Genomic DNA, 19,462 nt, shown 5'->3' with positions numbered 1-19,462 from the left:
CCAGCAACGCGCCTGGGCTCACGCCACCGCCTTGCGAATCTGCTCCAGCACATCCTTGGCGCTGGCGGGAATCGGTGTGCCTGGGCCGTAGATGCCCTTCACACCCGCTTCGTACAGGTGCTCATAGTCCTGCACCGGGATCACGCCGCCGACAAACACGATGATGTCGTCGGCGCCCTGGTCCTTGAGCGACTGGATGATGGCGGGCACCAGCGTCTTGTGGCCGGCGGCCAAGGTCGACACGCCCACGGCGTGCACGTCGTTTTCAATCGCTTGGCGGGCGCATTCTTCGGGCGTCTGGAACAGCGGGCCCATGTCCACGTCGAAGCCCAGGTCGGCAAAGGCCGTGGCCACCACCTTGGCGCCGCGGTCGTGGCCGTCCTGACCCAGCTTGGCGATCATCACGCGGGGGCGGCGGCCCTGGGTTTCGGCGAATTCGTTGATCTCGGTCTTGAGTTTGTCCCAGCCCTCGGCCGAGTCATAAGCGGCAGCGTACACACCGGTCACCTTTTGCGTATCGGCGCGGTGGCGCCCATAAACCTTTTCCAGCGCATCCGACACCTCGCCCACCGTGGCGCGCAGGCGCATGGCCTTGATGGACAGGTCCAGCAGGTTGCCGCTGCCGTCTTCTGCTGCAGAAGTGAGAGCATCCAGCGCTTGCTGCACCTTGGCCTTATCGCGATTTGCCTTGATTTTCTCCAAGCGGGCAATCTGCCCATCGCGCACCATCACGTTGTCGATCTGCAGGATATCGACCGGGTCTTCCTTGGCCAGCTTGTATTTGTTGACGCCCACGATCACGTCCTTGCCGCTATCGATGCGCGCCTGCTTCTCAGCGGCAGCCGCTTCGATCTTGAGCTTGGCCCAGCCGCTGTCCACGGCTTGGGTCATGCCGCCCATGGCTTCGACCTCTTCGATGATCTTCCAGGCGGCGTCCATCATTTCCTGGGTCAGCTTTTCCATCATGTAGCTGCCGGCCCAGGGGTCGACCACGTTGGTGATGTGCGTCTCTTCCTGGATGATGAGCTGCGTATTGCGGGCGATGCGCGATGAGAACTCGGTGGGCAGCGCAATCGCTTCGTCGAGCGCATTGGTGTGCAGGCTTTGCGTGCCACCAAACACCGCCGCCATGGCCTCGATGGTGGTGCGCACGATGTTGTTGTACGGGTCTTGCTCGGTGAGCGACCAGCCCGAAGTCTGGCAGTGCGTGCGCAGCATCAGGCTCTTGGGGTTCTTGGCGCCGGTCTCCTTCATGATGCGGCACCACAGCAGGCGCGCAGCCCGCATCTTGGCGACTTCCAGGTAGAAGTTCATACCAATCGCCCAGAAGAACGACAGCCGCCCGGCGAATTCGTCCACATCGAGGCCCGTGGCGATGGCCGTCTTCACGTACTCCTTGCCGTCGGCCAGCGTGAAGGCGAGTTCGAGTGCCTGGTTGGCACCGGCTTCCTGCATGTGGTAACCCGAGATCGAGATCGAGTTGAACTTGGGCATGTTTTTGGCCGTGTAGCCGATGATGTCGCCGATGATGCGCATCGAGGGCTTGGGCGGGTAGATATAGGTGTTGCGCACCATGAACTCTTTCAGAATGTCGTTCTGAATGGTTCCGGAGAGCTTGTCCTGGCTCACGCCCTGTTCCTCGGCCGCCACCACATAGCCCGCCAGCACGGGCAGCACGGCGCCGTTCATGGTCATGGACACGCTCACCCTGTCGAGCGGAATCTGGTCGAACAGGATCTTCATGTCCTCGACCGAATCAATCGCCACGCCAGCCTTGCCCACGTCGCCGGTCACGCGCGGGTGGTCGCTGTCGTAGCCACGGTGCGTGGCCAGGTCGAACGCCACCGACACGCCCTGCCCGCCTGCGGCCAGCGCCTTGCGGTAGAAAGCGTTCGATTCTTCGGCGGTGGAAAAGCCTGCGTATTGACGAATCGTCCAGGGGCGCACGGCGTACATGGTGGCCTGGGGGCCGCGCAGGTAGGGCTCGAAACCGGGCAAGGTGTTGGCGTAGGGCAGGTTGGCCGTGTCCTCGGCGGTGTACAGCGGTTTGACGGTGATGCCGTCGGGCGTAACCCAATTGAGGGCGTTCACATCGCCACCGGGGGCCGACTTGGCAGCGGCCTTGGTCCAGGCTTCCAGCGAAGCGGCAGCGAACTCGGGGGAATTTTTATGGGGCTTGTCACTCATGGCGAAGGCTTCTCCGAAGATGGCGTTGGGACGTGAAAGGGCGCTAGGGCTGATCCCGATGTGGCGGCGAGTTTACATCATTCATAATTATTCATTCAAAATATTCTTGCCGGCTTACAATCTGCCCCATGTCTGCCCTCACCCTCACGCCCCGCGCCCTCTATGTTGAAGTGGCCGAGCAGTTGCGCCAGCGCATTTTCCGCCGCGAGCTCGAACCCGGCAGCTGGATTGATGAATTGAAGATTGCAGAGGAATTCGGCATCAGCCGCACCCCCCTGCGCGAAGCGCTCAAGGTGCTGGCGGCCGAGGGCCTGGTCACGATGAAGGTGCGCCGTGGCGCCTATGTGACCGAGATGAGCGACAAAGACCTGCGCGACGTTTACCACCTGCTCAGCCTGCTGGAGAGCGACGCGGCCGGCGTGGTGGCCACCACCGCCACACCAGCGCAACTGAAAGAATTGCAGGACCTGCATGACGAGCTGGAAGCCGCCGCCAGCGAGCGCGAGCGCTTTTTTGCCGTGAACGAGCGTTTTCACATGCGGCTGCTGGAGCTGGCCGACAACCGCTGGCGCAGCCAGATGGTGGCCGACCTGCGCAAGGTGATGAAGCTCAACCGCCACAACTCGCTGCTCAAGCAGGGGCGCATCGAAGATTCACTGAACGAGCACCGCGCCATCCTGGCGGCCATGGTGGCGCGCGATGGCAAGGCCACGGTGAAGGCCATGCAGGCGCATTTTGCGCAGGGGCTGGAAGCGGCGGCCTGACACCGCAGTAACGCCACACCCGCCGCGGCGAATTACCGCATTTGAAACAACTCCTGGTGAAAGCGCCCTTCGGGCAGCCCCATCGCCACGAGGTCTTTTTTCAGCGACTGGCCAAAGGGCGCCGGACCGCAGAACCAGATATCGGCATCGCGCCAGTCGGGCACCTGCCCCGTCAGTCGCGCCGCGTTGAGCTGGCCGTCGCGCTGGCTCCAGAGTACATGCAGACGCACACCGGCGGCCTCGGCGTCGCGGGTCATCAGGCCGATGGCATGCTCGTCGTAAACCGCGGTGGGGTGAAACAGGTCGATGGTCTTGCCATCCGGCGCTGCCGCCAGCGCCTTCATGCGGGCAATGAACGGCGTGATGCCAATTCCTGCACCCACCCAGATCTGCCGCGGATGCGCGCCCTGGAAGGTGAACTGGCCGTAAGGCCCTTCCAGCTTGACCACATCGCCAATGTGCACGCTCTCGCTGAGCGTGCGGGTGTAGTCGCCCAGCGCCTTGATGATGAACGTGATGCGCCCGTCGCCCGTCCAGGCGGACGAAATGGTGTAGGGGTGCGGCCCCTCGTCGGCATGCAGCGTGACAAAGGCAAACTGGCCCGACTCGTGCCCCGCCCACCGGCCCTTGCACTGGATGTCCACCGCGATCACGTCCAACGATTCATGGCGCCGGATGCCGGTCACCTCGCCCACCACCTGGCGGCCCACCGCCACCCGCCGGAAAAGCACCATCAGCGCAGCCACCGTGCCCACAGCCATCAGCACCGCCATCACCGGGCCGAGCACGCCGCTCCAGTAATCAAACTTCAGCAAGACCACCGAGTGCCACACCAGCGCCAGATAGGCCACGGCCAGCAGGCGGTGCGTCTTGAAGAAATACCGGTAGGGAAACCGTTTGACCAGCGCCAGCACCATCAGCAGCACGGCAGCATAAAAGGCCCATTCGCCAATGCTCTCGGCCAGGCCGCGCTGGTTCAAAAAGAACTGCTGGATGGGCGCATCCAGCAATTGCGGCCGCGGGCCGCGCGCGGGGCGCTGCAGCCAGCCCCAGCCCACCATCCACTTGGTGCCCTGGGCCAGCAGCCAGTGGGCCACCGAAATCACCAGGCCCGAAATGCCCAGCCATTTGTGCAGGCGGTACATCTTGTCCAGCCCGCCCAGATAGGGCTCGAACACCACCGGGCGCACAGCCAGCACCATGGCCACGCTCATGACGCCAATGCCCAGCACCCCGCTGTATTGCATCAGCACCGACCGCCAGGCAAAAAAGTTGGCGGGCGCCGACCAGTTCATCAGATCGCTAATCAGCCACAGCCCCGTCAGGAGGCAGAGAAAGGTCCAGAAAAAACGTTTGATGTTGCGCATTGAGCTCCCCCGTATACGCTTTCACTGTAGGCGTTCTGCGTGAAGCAGTATTGACGCAAACGTATCTGCCCCGTAATTGCGCATGCTCTACGGTGCCATGCAACGGCAGCCTTGGGCGACGGTCGCGGCATATTCCCCACCACCGAATTCGCATCCCCGTGGCGCCCCACCCCCTTGCGCGGTGCGCGAATCCCTGTCGGTATCATTGCCCGGGTTTTCCCGCAGACATGCACCAAAGCGGTACACCCGCGATCCAACACATCATTTGATGACTTCTATTTCGTCCGACCTCGCCAGCGTCGAAACGCTGCCCCAGCTTCTCGCCTATCGCACTGCCCGCACCCCCGACGCCGAAGCCTACCGTGCGTTTGACATCGCCACGCAGGCCTGGATCAGCCTGACCTGGGCGCAGACCACACAGCGTGTGGCGCAATGGTCGCGGGCCATGGCTGCCATGCAGCTGCCCACCGCCGCGCGCGTGGCCATCCTGCTGCCCAACGGCCTGAACGCCATGAGCGCCGACCAGTCCACGCTGGCCACGGGCTGCGTGCCGGTGCCGCTGCACGCCATCGACAACCCCGGCAGCATTGCCTACATCCTGGACGACTGCGAAGCCTCGATGCTCATCGTGGGACAGGCAGCGCAGTGGGAGAAGATCCGGGCCGTGGGCACGCCGTTTCCTGCGCTGCGCGCCGTCGTCATCACCGACGAAGACGCCGCTTTGGCGCCGTCTGCGGCTGCCAGCAGCGATGGCCCCGCTGTGGGCACCCTTTCGCAGTGGCTGGCTGGCGCGGCCCAGGCCAGCCAGGCAGCCGCCCCCACGCCGCCCGGCCCCGACGACCTGGCCGCCCTGGTCTATACCTCGGGCACCACCGGCAAGCCCAAGGGCGTGATGCTCACGCACCGCAACGTGGTCAGCGATGTGAAGGCGGTGCTCGAACGCATCGTGCCCACGGTGGACGACGTGTTCCTGTCGTTCCTGCCGCTGTCGCACACGTTCGAGCGAACGGGCGGCTACTACCTGCCCATTGCCGCTGGCAGCTGCGTGGCCTATGCACGCTCGGTGCCGCTGCTGGCCGAAGACCTGAAAACGGTGCGCCCCACGGTGCTGGTGTCGGTGCCGCGCATTTACGAACGCATCCACGCCAAGCTGCTCGAAAAGCTCTCGCCCACGCCCTGGAAGATGCAGCTGTATGAAGCGGCACAGAACAAGGGCTGGGCACGATTTTGTGCCGCCCAGGGTCTGCCTGCTCCCACGCCGGACGACAGCAGCAAGGCTGCCGGCTGGATGGCCGCCCTGCCCTGGCCCCTGCTGCAGGCACTGGTGGGCAAGCCGCTGCTGGCGCAGTTTGGTGGCCGTGTGCGCGTTGCCGTCAGCGGTGGCGCGCCGCTGTCACCGACCATTGCGAAATGCTTTCTGGGCCTGGGCCTGCAACTGGTGCAGGGCTATGGCATGACCGAAACCGCACCCGTGGTGTCGGTCAATTCGCTGGACGACAACGACCCCGCCAGCGTGGGCCGTGCCCTGCCCGGCGTGGAGGTGCGCATTGGCGAAAACCGCGAACTGCAGGTGCGCGGCCCCATCGTGATGAAGGGGTACTGGAAGCGCCCCGAGGACACCGCGAAAATCCTGAGCCCCGACGGCTGGCTGGGCACGGGTGACCAGGCCGACATCGCCAATGGCCGCATCTATATCCGAGGACGCATCAAGGAAATCATCGTCACCTCCACCGGCGAAAAAGTGCCCCCGGGCGATCTCGAGCTGGCGCTGCTGGCCGACCCGGCACTGGAGCAGGCGTTTGTGGTGGGCGAAAACCGCCCCTTCATCGCCTGCGTGGCGGTGCTGAAATACGACGAATGGCAGCGCCTTGCCGCCGACCTGGGCCTGAACCCGCAAGAGGCCGGCAGCCTGAACCACGCGAGCGTGCACCGGGCCGTGCTGGCGCGCATGGAAAAAAACACCGCCAGCTTCCCCCGCTACGCCGTGCCGCGCGCGGTGCACCTGACGCTCACGCCCTGGACGATTGAAAACACCTTCATGACGCCCACGCTCAAGCTCAAGCGCAATAACCTGACGGCGCATTTTTCAGAAGCCATCGAGGGCATGTACCTGAAATCGGGCGCACGCTAAGTCAATGCTTCTGTTTTGATAGCTATTGGCGCTTGATACATAAGCGCTGGCGGCATTTTTCGCATATATCCCCTGTCGGACACCTGCATGGCACCGGTGGGATAATTGCGGCCTTCTTTCGGCTGCAGCGTTGCGACGGCGATTTTTTCTTGCCAACCACCGCGGCCACCTCTCCATCCTGCTTCTTGGTTTATCTGTGGAACCTACCCTGAGCCCCTGGCGCATGTCCGTCGCCCCGATGATGGACTGGACCGACCGCCACTGCCGCTACCTGCACCGGCTGCTGAGCAGGCACACCCTGCTCTACACCGAGATGGTGACGACGGGCGCGCTGGTGCATGGCGATGTGCAGCGCCACCTGCGCTTCAACGCCGAAGAGCACCCGGTGGCCCTGCAGCTGGGCGGCAGCGAACCGGCCGATCTGGCGCATTGCGCGCGGCTGGGCGAGCAGTGGGGCTATGACGAGATCAACCTCAATTGCGGTTGCCCCAGCGAGCGCGTGCAACGCGGCGCCTTTGGCGCGTGCCTGATGAACGAGCCCCAGCTGGTGGCCGACTGCGTGAAGGCCATGGTGGATGTGGTGCAGGTGCCCGTCACGGTGAAGCACCGCATTGGCATCGACAAGGACGAGAGCTACGCCTTTGTGCGTGACTTTGTCGGCACCGTGGCCGATGCGGGTTGCACGGTGTTCATCGTGCATGCGCGCAATGCCTGGCTCAAGGGCCTGTCGCCCAAGGAAAACCGCGAAGTGCCACCGCTGCGCTACGACGTGGTGCGCCAGCTCAAGGCTGATTTTCCGCACCTGACCTTTGCCATCAACGGCGGCCTGAACACCGATGCGGCCGTGCAGGAGCAGCTGGCCGGGCTCGATGGCGTGATGGTGGGCCGCGAGGCCTATCACAACCCCTGGTGGCTGGCGCGCTGGGATGCGCTGTATTACGGCGCCCCACCCAGCACGCTCACCCGCGAAAACGTGGAAGCCGCCATGGTGGATTACATGGCGCGCGAGGCCGCCGCACACGGCACGCCCTGGGCCAGCATCGCGCGGCACATGCTGGGCCTGCGCCACGGGCTGGCGGGCTCACGCCGCTGGCGCCAGGTATGGAGCGACCACCGCCTCAAGGGCCTGCCCCCCATGAAGTGATGACCCTGGCGCACGCCAGCCCGGTCGAGGCCTGATCAGAATGCGCCGACCAACCGATGGGGCAACGCATCTGGGCCATGTGGCCAATAGGGCCCGTTTGGGATGCAAAAAAGCCCTTTCGCCTTGAAGTAAACCCCGTTCGCACTGAGGTTGAAGGGCTCACAGCCTGAATGGGATTGGAAGCCCGTTCCGCAGCCCTGCATCACCCCTGACCCAGCTGGCGCGTCACCCAGCCTTGCAACGGCTCGGGCCTGGAAAAAAGATAGCCCTGCAGGCAGTCGCACTGACTCTCCACCAGGAAGTCGGCCTGGGCGCGTGTTTCCACGCCCTCGGCCACCACGCGCAGCTTGAGGTGCCTGGCCACCGAGATGATGGACTGCACGATGGCGGTGTCGCTGGGGTCGTCGGGCGTGTCCTGCACAAAGCTCTTGTCGATCTTCAGCTCAAACAGCGGCAGCCGCTTGAGGTAGGCCAGGCTGGAATAGCCGGTGCCAAAGTCGTCGATCGAAAAGCGCACACCGATCTGCCGCAGTTCGGTCATGCGGGCGATGGTGTCGTCCAGGTTCTCGATCAGCAGGCTTTCGGTGACCTCGAGGATGAGCTGGGCCGCCGGCGCACCCGTCTGCGTCAGCATGTCGCGTATGCGTTCGACAAAATCGTCCTGGCGAAACTGGCGCTCGCTCACGTTCACCGAGATCGACAGATCCTGCCCCGCTGCGTGAAGGCGTGCCAGCGTCTCGCAGGCCTGGCGGATCATCCAGTCGCCCATGCGCAGGATCAGGCCCGACGATTCCGCCACCGGAATGAAGCGGCTGGGCGGCACGCTGCCGCGCACCGGGTGGTTCCAGCGCATGAGCAGTTCGCCGCCGATCACGGTTCCGGACGCATCCACCTGCGACTGCACGAACGCAAGCAGCTGGCCCTCGGAGCCGGCCTTTTTGAGGTCTTGCTCCAGCGCCAGGCGCTCCTGCACATCGGCCTGCATGTCAGCTTCGTAAAAGCGGATGCGGTTACGCCCCAGGTCCTTGGCGCGGTACATGGCGGTGTCGGCCTCGCGCAGCAGGTCCTCCACCGCTTCGCCGCGCTTGGGAAAAAGGGTGATGCCGATGCTGCCGGTGCTGCTGTACAGGTGGGTGTCGATGGTGTAGGGCGCCTCCAGCGCCGTGCGCACGGCTTCGGCTGCCAGCAATGCTCTGCGTCCGGCCGATTCCATGTCGGTGGCAATGTCGTTGACGAGCAGCACGAATTCGTCGCCCCCAATGCGCGCGACGGTGTCGCCGGGGCGCAGCAATTGCGAGAGGCGCTGCGCCACCTGCTGGAGCAGCACATCGCCGATCGGGTGGCCGCGGGCGTCATTGATCTGCTTGAAATTGTCCAGATCGATGTACAACAACGCCCCCACCTGCCCCGAGTTGTGCGCCGAGGCCAGGGCATGCTCCAGGCGGTCCAGCAACATGCGGCGGTTGGGCAGGCCGGTCAGCGCGTCGAAGTAGGCCAGCTGGTGCGTGCGGGCCTCGGCCAGCTTGCGTTCGGTGATGTCGCGGGACAAGGCAATGAAACGCAGCTCCTGCCCCGGCGTGGCGCTTTCCTTGCGGGCAATGGACAACTCGAACCAGTGGGTCTGGTGCCCCAGTTCGAGGCGGTACTGGTGGCCGATCGAATAGCCCGTGTCGTGGGCCGCCTGCAGCGCGGCCCGCAACCCGGCGACCGATTCGGGCGGCACGAACTCATCCATCGTCCGGCCCAGGAACATCTCGGGCGGCGCGGCCAGCAGCTCCGAGCGCGCCGAGCGGTAGTGGTAGATGCGCCCATCCAGACCGACCTCGAACAACAGGTCCGGAATGGCATTGAGCGTGCTTTCCAGATCGTCCCGCGTACTGCGCAGCGCCTGCGTCATGCGGTGGGTCAGGCCCACGGCGCGCTCGCGGCCCGTGGCCATCACCCAGATCAGCCCGCCCACCAGCAGGCTCAGGGCCGCGCCCATGGCGGCAAACAGGCCGTTGTCGGTGTCGTCAAAGCGCCGCTCGAATGCCGGCAGCGGCTGCATCACCAGGGTCCAGGTGCGCCCGCCCAGATGCATTTGCTGCGTGGTGCGCAAGCCATGCGATGCGCCTTGCGGGGCGGTGGGCAGGTTGGTGTTGCCATGCAACAGGCTGCCACCCGCCTGCGGGTTGCCGTCATAAATGGCCAGGTCGATGTCGGCATCGAGCTGCTGTGCCATTCCCTGCAGCAGATCAGGCATGCGAAAAGGCGCCGACACCCAGCCCACCATGCCACGGCGGCGGCCTTCGAGCGAGTCAAGGTCGGCATCCTTCTTATAGATCGGCAGGTACATCACCAGCCCGCTGACGGAATTGCGGCCGATGTCCTGCTGTAGCCGGAGCCGCGAGGTCAGCGCCAGCTGTCCGGTGTCGCGAGCGCGGTCGAGCGCTTCACGGGCGGCCGGCACGGTGGAGATATCAAACCCCAGTGCCTTGAGGTTGTCGGTGGACTGGGGCTCGATGTGGGTGATGGGCGTGTAACGCGCGCGCACCCCTGGAGGGTGCACGGTGTAGGAAGAAAAGCCCCGCTCGCGCATTTGCGCCATGTGGGCGTCCAGCTGGTCGGCAGGCAGGTTCAGCGCGTAGGCCACGCCCTGCAGCCCGGGCCGGGTTTCCGGCAGGCGCAGCGCCTCCACGTAGGCCCGAAACTCATTGCGATCAATGCTGTCGGAGCCGTCGTGATAGCCCTTCACGCCCCGCAGCACCAGCTCGAAGGCGGCCATCCGGTCCTTGAGGCTGTCAACGATGCGGTCCGCCGAGGCGGTGAACTCCTGGCGTCTTTTGGCACCGGCCTCCCGCTCTGCAGCCTGCCAGAACAGGAAGGTCAGCCCCAGCAGGAACACGGCCAGCACCGGGCCCAACAGAGCAAGCGGGCGCCAGCGGCTTTCCGGGGCGGGCAGCTCCTCATGCGGGCAGGCTTGGCTCATGGGTTCACAAAAGTGGATGGTTGCGGGTCGCGACAGGCAGTCTAAACTAATCGGGTGGCGCGCAAGCGCCAAGACGGCCTGCCACCATTATGGACAAGGTCCTGGCCACCGGCCCTAAGTAGTTATGCGGCCCCGCTCCCCCCAGCACTGGCGGTACGGAGTACCAAAATTGCGCCCTGCACCCGCCGTCCGTTCACTGCACATGCCGGCGCAGGCCTTACGATCCAGGCCACAGGTGCATTCGAGAACTACCCCATGCCATCGCTTGACTTCGAACGGGAGGAAGCCCGTTTCCGTGCCTTCCACGACCAGAACCTGCCGCGCCTGCAGGAGGCTTGCGCATCCTTCATCGCCCTGCTCACCGCCTTGCTGACACCATCGGGGCCGGTGGATGTGGCCAAGGTGGAGGGGCGCGTAAAGGACAAGGAAGAGTCCATTCGCAAGTTCACCCGCAAGTACCGGCCGGCGCTGGAGGAGGCCAACGAGCCCTACGAGATTGCCCCCTACATCACCGACCTGATCGGGGTGCGCGTGGTTTGCCTGTATGAAGACGAGCTCGAAAAAGTTGCGCACCTGGTGCGTTCGCACTTTGACGTGATGGACGTCACCGACAAGGTGGCCGCCGTGGAGAACACCGAGGCATCGTTCGGCTACAAGGGCCTGCACCTGGACTTGCGGCTGAACGCCACCGAGCGCGCGCTGCCCGAGCATGCCGCGTACGCTGACCATGCATTCGAGCTGCAGGTGCGCACCATCATCCAGGATTCGTGGAGCGTGCTGGACCACAAGATCAAGTACAAAAAGTCGATTCCCGGCCAGCTCAAGCGCCGCATCAACGTGCTTTCGGCCTTGTTCGAGCTGGCCGACCGCGAGTTCCGCCAGATCCGGGACGCCACCGAGGCCGAGTTGCTGCAGGCCCCTGACGAAACCGCCGAAGCCCTGCCCGAAACCGGTGTGCAGGTGGTGGAGAAGACGCCCACCGCAGGCAGCGAACTCAACGCCTTCACCTTCCTCAAGATTGCCAACCACTTCTTCAAGGATTTTGAGTTCGAACCCTCCAAGGTGGACAGCTTTGTGGACGACATCCAGAGCTGGTCGTCGGGCATGACCCGCTCCCGTTTCAATGCGCTGCTGCGCGAAACCATTGCCGTGGTCAAGCGCTACAAGCTGCATTTCGAGGAACAGAACCCGCAGGGCAGCTTCAACCCCTACACCGTGATCCGCCATTGCCTGTACCTCAGTAACAATATTGCCTTCCGCCCGGCCCTGCGCAACGTGGCACGGGAAGCTTTTGAGGCCTGGCTGCAGGAACACGGCAGAACGTGACCCAGGGCAAGGCCGGTACATGAAAAAATTTTGGGCATGAAAAAAGCATTTAGCCCCTTACAGGATTGCGCTAAAAGCTATTATTTATATAGCATTCGGAACGCGGTAACGGACCGGTACCAAAGTCACCAGTCTGTCGCCCAGGTGACTTCTGATTGGTGTTTTCACTCCAGACGCTCGTAACCAGATGCTGTTATATTGCACTGCAACATAACGGAGTTTCTCCCCATGCTCTACCAGATCTACGAAACCCAACGCTCCCTGATGGAGCCCTTTGCCGACTTTGCTCTGGCCGCATCGAAGCTGTACAGCCACTCCGCATCGCTCCTGAGCCAACTTCCGCTCGCGCAACGCGTTTCCGCCGGCTACGACCTGCTGTATCGCCTGGGCAAGGGCTACGAAAAACCCGCCTTCGACATCCCGACGGTGGATGTGGATGGCGTCGGCGTGGCCATCCATGAGCGCGTCGAAATCAACAAGCCCTTTTGTGAACTGCGCCGCTTCAAGCGTTTTTCCGACGATCCGGCCACGCTGACCAAGCTCAAGGGCCAGCCCGTGGTGCTGATCGTGGCCCCGCTGTCAGGCCACTACGCCACCTTGCTGCGCGACACGGTGCGCACCATGCTCAAGGACCACAAGGTCTACATCACCGATTGGCGCAATGCCCGCCTGGTACCGCTGTCCGAGGGGGAGTTCCACCTCGATGACTATGTCAACTACGTGCAGGAATTCATCCGCCACCTGCAAGGCATCTATGGCAACTGCCATGTCATCAGCGTCTGCCAGCCCACCGTGCCGGTGCTGGCTGCGGTGTCCTTGATGGCCAGCCGTGGCGAGACCACGCCCATCACCATGACCATGATGGGCGGCCCCATCGACGCGCGCAAATCGCCCACCACGGTGAACAACCTGGCCACGAACCGCAGCTACGAGTGGTTTGAAAACAATGTGATTTTCCGCGTGCCGGACAACTGTCCGGGTGCGGGCCGCCTGGTGTATCCCGGTTTCCTGCAGTACACCGGCTTTGTGGCCATGAACCCCGACCGGCATGCCAGCAGCCACTACGACTACTTCAAGGACCTGATCAAGGGAGACGACGCCAGCGCTGAAGCCCACCGCAAGTTCTACGACGAATACAACGCCGTGCTGGACATGGATGCGGACTACTACCTGGAAACCATCAAGACCGTGTTCCAGGACTACGCACTGGTTCATGGCACCTGGGATGTGCGCTCGCCCGAGGGCAAGATCGAGCGTGTGCGCCCGCAGGACATCACCACTACCGCGCTGTTCACGGTGGAAGGCGAACTCGACGACATCTCGGGCTCGGGCCAGACCGAGGCCGCGCACGACCTGTGCACGGGTATCGTGCGCAAGGAGCAGCATCACCTCGAAGCCAAGGGCGCGGGCCACTACGGCATTTTCAGCGGCCGCCGCTGGCGCGACATCGTGTATCCCAAGGTGCGAGCCTTCATCCTGCAGCACGAGAAACCGTCGGCCGGGTCTTTCACGACTGCGGCCGCGGCCACCAGTGAACCGCTGGCCGCTGTCAGCGCAGCACCAGCGCCAATAGCGCCCGTGATTGCAGCCCCGGCACCAGCCAAAGCAGCCGCCCCGGTCGTCCAGCAGACCTCCAACGCCAGCGTCAGCCCGGCAAAGCGCACTGCCAAGGCCGCTGTGCCCGCCGTGGCAAAGCCCAAGATCGTGCAGCCAGCCCGCGCGAACCCGGCACCGACTGGCGTGGCAACGCGATGGGTGAAAACCGCAGGCTCTGATGCCGCCAGCACAGCCCCGAGCACGGCGGCTGCGGCCAAAACCACCGGTACGGCGCGTGGCACGGCACCGGCAACACCGGGCGCCAAGCGCCCCGCAGCACGCAAGGCCTGATGCCAGGCTTGCTGCACGGGACCGGGTTGGCAGAGCGCATCAACGCCGCTCTGCCCCAGACGCAGTGCACCCGCTGCGGCTACCCCGACTGCGCAAGCTATGCCCAGGCCATTGCCGAGGGGCTTGCGCCCATCAACCAGTGCCCACCCGGCGGGCTGGAGGGGGTGGTCCGGTTGGCCGCCATCACGGGCCAGGCCGTACAGCCACTGAACCCTGCACATGGGCTGGAAGCTCCTCGCACGGTGGCCGTGATCGATGAAAACTGGTGCATTGGCTGCACCCTGTGCATCAAGGCTTGCCCGACGGACGCCATTGTGGGGGCCAACAAGCTCATGCACACCGTGATGGCTGACCATTGCACGGGGTGCGAGCTGTGCATTCCGGTGTGCCCGGTGGACTGCATTGAGCTGGTAAACACCAGTGGCAGCGCTACCGGCTGGGCCGCCTGGACCCCGACCCAGGCCAACAATGCACGACAGCGCTACGCCGCGCGCCAGCAACGGCTGGCCAAGCACCGTGCCGACACGCCAGAGACTGATTCCGATGCGGGCACGCCCAGCACCGAAGCGCGCACTGGGCCTGCAGCCGGCACCGCTCTGGCGTCGCCCGCCTCAACGGCCCATGAGGCGCGCCAGGCTGCTATCGCCGCTGCCATGGCCCGCGCCCGCCAGCGGCGCAACCCGCCCTCACAATAAGTAGTGCGTTGCGCACCGCGTCGCCCTCCGTCAGGGCGCGGGCAACGGCAACGCTTCAGCGGGCTGCCAGACTCTTGTAAACGCCACATCCCAGGTACAAATCGCCCACCCGCGCCACAAACGACATCTTGGTCTGCACCGCGCCGGTGGCCGGGTTGGTGATGTCGTATTCAACCCAGCCCGGTGCACGGTCGGCCTGCGCAACAATGTCGCTGACCAGTTTGTCCCCCGCTATGCCGGGAATGTCCTGCACCCGCGTGCCCACCTTGGCCGGATTGCCGCCAAATGCCCGATAGGTGCCTGCCGTATCGAGCGCAAACACATACATGTCGCGGTCGTGAAACGGCTGGCTTTTGTCGGTGATGGTTCGAACGAACGCATCCCGCGAGGTGGTCTTGTGCAGCGCCACGGCCTTGCTCACCAGCGTCACCGCCTCCTCGGCCGTGCCCTGCTGCAGCCGAAAGGCCGACACCGCACGCGACAGGGTCGATGCACGGCTTTGCAGGGCCTCTGCCTGCTGCACGGCATGGCCCACCATCTGGGCGTTGTGCTGGGTGATCTGGTCGAGCTGCTGCACGGCGGCGCTGACTTCGCGCAGCCCCGTGCTCTGCTCGGCACTGGAGCCGGATATCTCCGACATGCTGGCGGCCACGCTTCGTATGCCGCCCGCCATTTCAGCGATCCCATCTCCGGCCGTGCGGATCAGACCTGCGCTCGCCTCCACCTGGCTCACCGACGCGTTGATCAGCTGCCGGATCTCCTGGGCTGCGTCGGCCGAACGCTTGGCCAGCGTGCGCACCTCCCCGGCCACCACGGCAAATCCGCGCCCCTGTTCGCCGGCACGGGCCGCTTCAACGGCCGCGTTGAGCGCCAGGATGTTGGTCTGAAAGGCAATGCTGTCGATCACACCGATGATTTCGGTCATGCGGCGTGCGCCTTGCTGGATGGCCTGCACCGATTGCACGGCGCTCGCCATGGCCTGCGCACCGGCATCGGCCGCCTGCCGAACCTGCGCTGCACGCTGGTCGGCCCCTTGCGCGGTCAGCGCATTGCTTTGCACAGCCGCCGACAACTGCTCCACACTCGCCGCGGTTTCCTCCAGGTTGGCCGCCTGCTGCTCGGTGCGGTCCGCCAGCGCGCGGTTGCCATGCGCCAATGTCTTTCCGGCGTGGGCCACCAGTGCGGCGTTGCTACGTATATCAGCCACCATGGACGACAGCGTGAGCACCATATGGTCCAGCGACTGGGCCATGCCGCCCACCTCGTCCTGGCCATAAACACCCGCCTGGGCACACAGATCCCCGCCCGTGGTGCGCTGCATGGCATGAGCCAGGCCCGCCATATCGGCCGACAGGCTCGCATACAGCGCCAGCAGCAGATACAGACCCAGTGCAGCGCCCGCAAGCACCAACCACCATGGCGCCGAAACACCGGCGGCCGCCACGGTGGCCAGCAACACGGCGCCGGGGATCACCAGCTTGCCCGGCAGGTGGAGCCAGCGCATGAGCCGCTGACCAGGCCGCAGCAACGAGAATCCAGACATGGTGTCTCCGATCTGTTTTAAATAGTTACAACCATGCTAGGAATAGCCCCTTACGCCGGATTGACAAATGCGGCCTGCAAGGGTTTTCCATGGGCCGATCGTTTGTGCAGCGCAGTGGGCCGGCCGGCGCGGGCATGGCATCGCCCATAATGCAGCCCCATGAATCCCCTGCTTTCCCACCTGCAGCCCTACCCATTCGAGCGGCTGCGGCAACTTTTTGCGGGGGTCACGCCCCCAGCGACTTTCAGCCCCATCAGCCTGGGCATGGGTGAGCCGCGCCATCCCACGCCGCAATTCATCAAGGATGCCATCAGCGCCAACCTGGGCGGCCTGGCCAGCTATCCAGCCACGGCGGGCGAATTGCGCCTGCGCGAGGCTTTCTCGGCCTGGCTGTCCAGACGTTACGACCTGGCCGTGGACGCCGCTACCCAGGTTTTGCCCGTGAACGGATCACGCGAAGCACTGTTTGCCTTTGCCCAGACCGTGATCGACCCCTCCGGGGGCAGCCCTTGGTCGTTTGCCCGAACCCGTTCTACCAAATCTACGAGGGTGCGGCCATGCTGGCCGGCGCCACGCCCCATTACGTTGCCAGCGATCCGGCCCGCAACTTCGCGGTGGACTGGGATTCCGTCCCTGATGCCGTGTGGCAGCGCACCCAACTGCTGTTTGTCTGCTCGCCCGGCAACCCCACGGGCGCCGTGATGCCGCTGTCTGAATGGAAAAAGCTGTTTGAACTGAGCGATCGCCATGGCTTCGTCATCGCCTCCGACGAGTGCTACAGCGAGATCTACTTCCGCGATGAGCCACCGCTGGGTGGTCTGCAGGCGGCCGCCCGACTGGGGCGCAGCGATTTCAAGAACCTGGTGTCGTTCACCAGCCTGTCCAAGCGCAGCAACGTGCCAGGGCTGCGCAGCGGTTTCGTGGCCGGTGATGCCGCGCTGATGAAGGCGTTTTTGCTGTACCGCACCTACCATGGCAGCGCCATGGGCCCGGTGGTGCAGGCTGCCAGCATTGCTGCGTGGGGCGATGAGCAGCATGTGGTGGAAAACCGCACGCTATACCGCAAGAAGTTCGCGCAGGTCACGCCACTGCTTGCCGGCGTGATGGAAGTCTCGTTGCCCGACGCCGGCTTTTATCTTTGGGCCAAGGTCCCCGAGGCCCTGGGCTTGACCGACACCGAGTTCGCCCGGGCCTTGCTGGCTCAATACAATGTCACCGTGCTGCCCGGCAGCTACCTGGCCCGCGAGGTTCAGGGCAGCAACCCTGGCGCCCAGCGCGTGCGCATGGCCCTGGTGGCCGACACCGAAGAATGCGTGGAAGCCGCGCTGCGCATCGTCCAATTCATCCAATCCCGTACTGCCTGACACCATGACCCAACAACTCCAGACCCTCATCGACAACGCCTGGGACAACCGCGCCAACCTCTCGCCTGCCGCCGCACCCCAGGAAATCCTGGACGCCGTCGAACATGTGATTGCCGAACTGAACAACGGCAAGCTGCGCGTTGCCACCCGCGAAGGCGTGGGCCAATGGACCGTGCACCAGTGGATCAAGAAGGCCGTGCTGCTGTCGTTCCGCCTGAAGGACAACGAAATCATGTCGGCCGGCGACCTGGGCTTTTATGACAAGGTGCCCACCAAGTTTGCCCACCTGAGCCCTCAGGAACTCGCCGCCACCGGCGTGCGCGTGGTGCCGCCCGCCGTGGCCCGCCGTGGCAGCTTCATCGCCAAGGGCGCGATCCTGATGCCCAGCTATGTGAACATCGGCGCCTATGTCGATGAAGGCACCATGGTCGACACCTGGGCCACCGTGGGCAGCTGCGCGCAGGTGGGCAAGAACGTGCACCTCTCGGGCGGCGTGGGCCTGGGTGGCGTGCTGGAGCCCCTGCAGGCCAACCCCACCATCATCGAAGACAACTGCTTCATCGGCGCCCGCTCCGAAGTGGTCGAAGGCGTGATCGTCGAAGAAAACTCAGTGCTGGGCATGGGCGTTTATCTGGGTCAAAGCACCCCCATCTTCAACCGCGCCACGGGCGAGATCAGCTATGGCCGCGTGCCATCGGGCTCGGTGGTGGTCAGCGGCAACCTGCCCAAGACCGCCGCCAATGGCGCGCCCTACAGCATGTACGCCGCCATCATCGTCAAGCAGGTGGATGCACAGACGCGTTCCAAGACCAGTATCAACGACCTGCTGCGCGACTGAGCGCGGCTGACCAGCCACGCCCGCACGTCAGCGCCGCAACCGATACGGACAAGAGAGGGAAACACCATGAGCACGATGGAACGAATTCTTCGCCTGATGGCAGAGAAAAAGGCCTCCGACGTCTATCTGTCGGCCAACGCACCCGCGCTGATCAAGATCAACGGCGAATGCGTGCAGATCAACAACCAGATCCTGCCACCCGACGCGCCGCGCAACCTGCTGTCCGAGGTGGTGCCACCAGACCGCATCGAAGAGCTGGAAGAAACCGGCGAGCTCAACATGGGCGTGCCCCTCAGTGGTGTGGGGCGCTTCCGGGTCAGCGCCATGCGCCAGCGCGGCAGTTACGCCGTGGTGATCCGCTTCATCTCGCAGCACATTCCGGAGCTCGACTCGCTGGGCCTGCCTTCGGTGTTGCGTGAGTTGATCATGGAAAAGCGCGGCCTCATCCTGGTGGTGGGCGCCACGGGCTCGGGCAAGAGCACCACGCTGGCATCGATGATCGACAGCCGCAACGAACAGCTGACAGGGCATATCCTCACGATCGAAGACCCGGTCGAATACCAGTTCAAGAACAAGAAATCGATCGTGAACCAGCGCGAGATCGGCAGTGACACCCAGTCGCTGCAGACGGCGCTCAAGAATGCACTGCGCCAGGCCCCGGATGTGATCCTGATCGGCGAAATCCGCGACCGCGAAACCATGTCGGCCGCCATTGCCTACGCGCAGTCGGGCCACCTGTGTCTGGCCACGCTGCACGGCAACAACAGCTACCACGCGCTTAACCGCATCCTGAGCTTCTATCCCGTCGAGGTGCGCCCGACCATGCTGGGCGACCTGGCATCGGCGCTCAAAGCCGTGGTGTCCCAGCGCCTGGTGCGCACGGTGGACGGCGGCCGCGTGCCAGCGGTGGAAATAATGCTCAACACCAAGCTGGTTTCCGAGCTGGTGGAAAAAGGCGACTTCTCGGGCGTGAAGGAGGCCATGGAAAAATCCATGGCTGAAGGCTCGCAGACCTTTGAGGAAGCCCTGGCCCACCACATCATGGAAGGCAAGGTCGAACGCAAGGAAGGCCTGGCCCATGCCGACTCGCCCACCAACCTCATGTGGCGCCTGCAAAACGACTTTGCCCTGGCAGCCAACGCGGCCAAGGCCCAAAAAGAGGCGCGGGACACTCCCGACGACCAGCCTTCCTTTACCGAAATCGTGCTGGACGTCAAAGCCGCCTGACCCGTTTTCCCCTGAACTTTC

11 protein-coding genes and 2 pseudogenes are annotated in these 19,462 nt (G+C 64.3%); 9 read left to right on the top strand and 4 right to left on the bottom strand.

Annotated features, from left to right (window positions below; genetic code table 11):
- Positions 1 to 18: 18 nt before the first annotated feature.
- Entirely contained in the window at positions 19 to 2,187 is a 2,169-nt protein-coding gene (gene scpA / locus CBP34_RS09330) for a methylmalonyl-CoA mutase (RefSeq protein WP_094097853.1), read from the bottom strand.
- Between the two features lie 128 nt (positions 2,188 to 2,315).
- On the opposite strand from scpA, the gene CBP34_RS09325 reads away from it, so the two are divergent.
- Positions 2,316 to 2,951, top strand: coding sequence for a GntR family transcriptional regulator (locus CBP34_RS09325; RefSeq protein ID WP_086912376.1), 636 nt, complete (start codon positions 2,316 to 2,318; stop codon positions 2,949 to 2,951).
- Between the two features lie 32 nt (positions 2,952 to 2,983).
- Here the strand turns inward: CBP34_RS09325 and CBP34_RS09320 are convergent, their stop codons facing one another.
- Positions 2,984 to 4,318, bottom strand: a complete 1,335-nt coding sequence (locus CBP34_RS09320; protein WP_094097852.1) for a ferredoxin reductase family protein — start codon at positions 4,316 to 4,318, stop codon at positions 2,984 to 2,986.
- A gap of 268 nt (positions 4,319 to 4,586) precedes the next feature.
- Here CBP34_RS09320 and CBP34_RS09315 point away from each other — a divergent pair, with 268 nt between their 5' ends.
- Both CBP34_RS09315 and dusA read left to right on the top strand, forming a co-directional pair.
- Complete coding sequence (locus CBP34_RS09315) at positions 4,587 to 6,449, top strand: AMP-dependent synthetase/ligase (RefSeq protein ID WP_094097851.1); 1,863 nt, start codon at positions 4,587 to 4,589, stop codon at positions 6,447 to 6,449.
- Between the two features lie 223 nt (positions 6,450 to 6,672).
- Positions 6,673 to 7,628: pseudogene (gene dusA / locus CBP34_RS09310) on the top strand (tRNA dihydrouridine(20/20a) synthase DusA).
- Positions 7,629 to 7,795: 167 nt separating this feature from the next.
- Here dusA and CBP34_RS09305 read toward each other — a convergent pair.
- Complete coding sequence (locus tag CBP34_RS09305) at positions 7,796 to 10,561, bottom strand: bifunctional diguanylate cyclase/phosphodiesterase (protein WP_094097850.1); 2,766 nt, start codon at positions 10,559 to 10,561, stop codon at positions 7,796 to 7,798.
- Positions 10,562 to 10,816: 255 nt separating this feature from the next.
- Between CBP34_RS09305 and CBP34_RS09300 the strand changes: the two genes are divergently transcribed.
- The 3 genes from CBP34_RS09300 to rsxB all read left to right on the top strand — a co-directional run bounded on the left by CBP34_RS09300 (position 10,817) and on the right by rsxB (position 14,469).
- A complete protein-coding gene (locus CBP34_RS09300; protein WP_094097849.1) occupies positions 10,817 to 11,887 on the top strand; it encodes a GTP pyrophosphokinase in 1,071 nt (356 codons plus the stop codon).
- A 228-nt stretch (positions 11,888 to 12,115) separates the two neighbouring features.
- Positions 12,116 to 13,774, top strand: a complete 1,659-nt coding sequence (locus CBP34_RS09295) for a polyhydroxyalkanoate depolymerase (RefSeq protein ID WP_094097848.1) — start codon at positions 12,116 to 12,118, stop codon at positions 13,772 to 13,774.
- A complete protein-coding gene (gene rsxB, locus CBP34_RS09290; RefSeq protein WP_094097847.1) occupies positions 13,774 to 14,469 on the top strand; it encodes an electron transport complex subunit RsxB in 696 nt (231 codons plus the stop codon). Before CBP34_RS09295 ends, rsxB begins: the two co-directional genes overlap by 1 nt.
- A 55-nt stretch (positions 14,470 to 14,524) precedes the next feature.
- On the opposite strand, the gene CBP34_RS09285 is transcribed toward rsxB, so the two are convergent.
- Entirely contained in the window at positions 14,525 to 16,012 is a 1,488-nt protein-coding gene (locus tag CBP34_RS09285) for a methyl-accepting chemotaxis protein (RefSeq protein WP_094097846.1), read from the bottom strand.
- A 159-nt stretch (positions 16,013 to 16,171) separates the two neighbouring features.
- On the opposite strand from CBP34_RS09285, the pseudogene dapC reads away from it, so the two are divergent.
- The 3 genes and pseudogenes from dapC (at position 16,172) to CBP34_RS09270 (ending at position 19,441) form a co-directional block, all read left to right on the top strand.
- Positions 16,172 to 17,376 (top strand): annotated as a pseudogene (gene dapC, locus CBP34_RS09280) (succinyldiaminopimelate transaminase).
- A gap of 4 nt (positions 17,377 to 17,380) precedes the next feature.
- On the top strand, positions 17,381 to 18,214 hold the full coding sequence (gene dapD / locus CBP34_RS09275) for a 2,3,4,5-tetrahydropyridine-2,6-dicarboxylate N-succinyltransferase (RefSeq protein ID WP_086912367.1): 834 nt from the start codon (positions 17,381 to 17,383) through the stop codon (positions 18,212 to 18,214).
- A gap of 66 nt (positions 18,215 to 18,280) precedes the next feature.
- Entirely contained in the window at positions 18,281 to 19,441 is a 1,161-nt protein-coding gene (locus CBP34_RS09270; protein WP_086912366.1) for a PilT/PilU family type 4a pilus ATPase, read from the top strand.
- The last annotated feature ends 21 nt before the right edge of the window (positions 19,442 to 19,462 follow it).

Origin of the sequence: Acidovorax carolinensis (assembly GCF_002157145.1) — a bacterium.
Lineage (GTDB): Bacteria > Pseudomonadota > Gammaproteobacteria > Burkholderiales > Burkholderiaceae_C > Acidovorax > Acidovorax carolinensis.
Note: the sequence above shows the minus strand (reverse complement) of the source record. Positions and strands in the feature narration are given on the sequence as shown.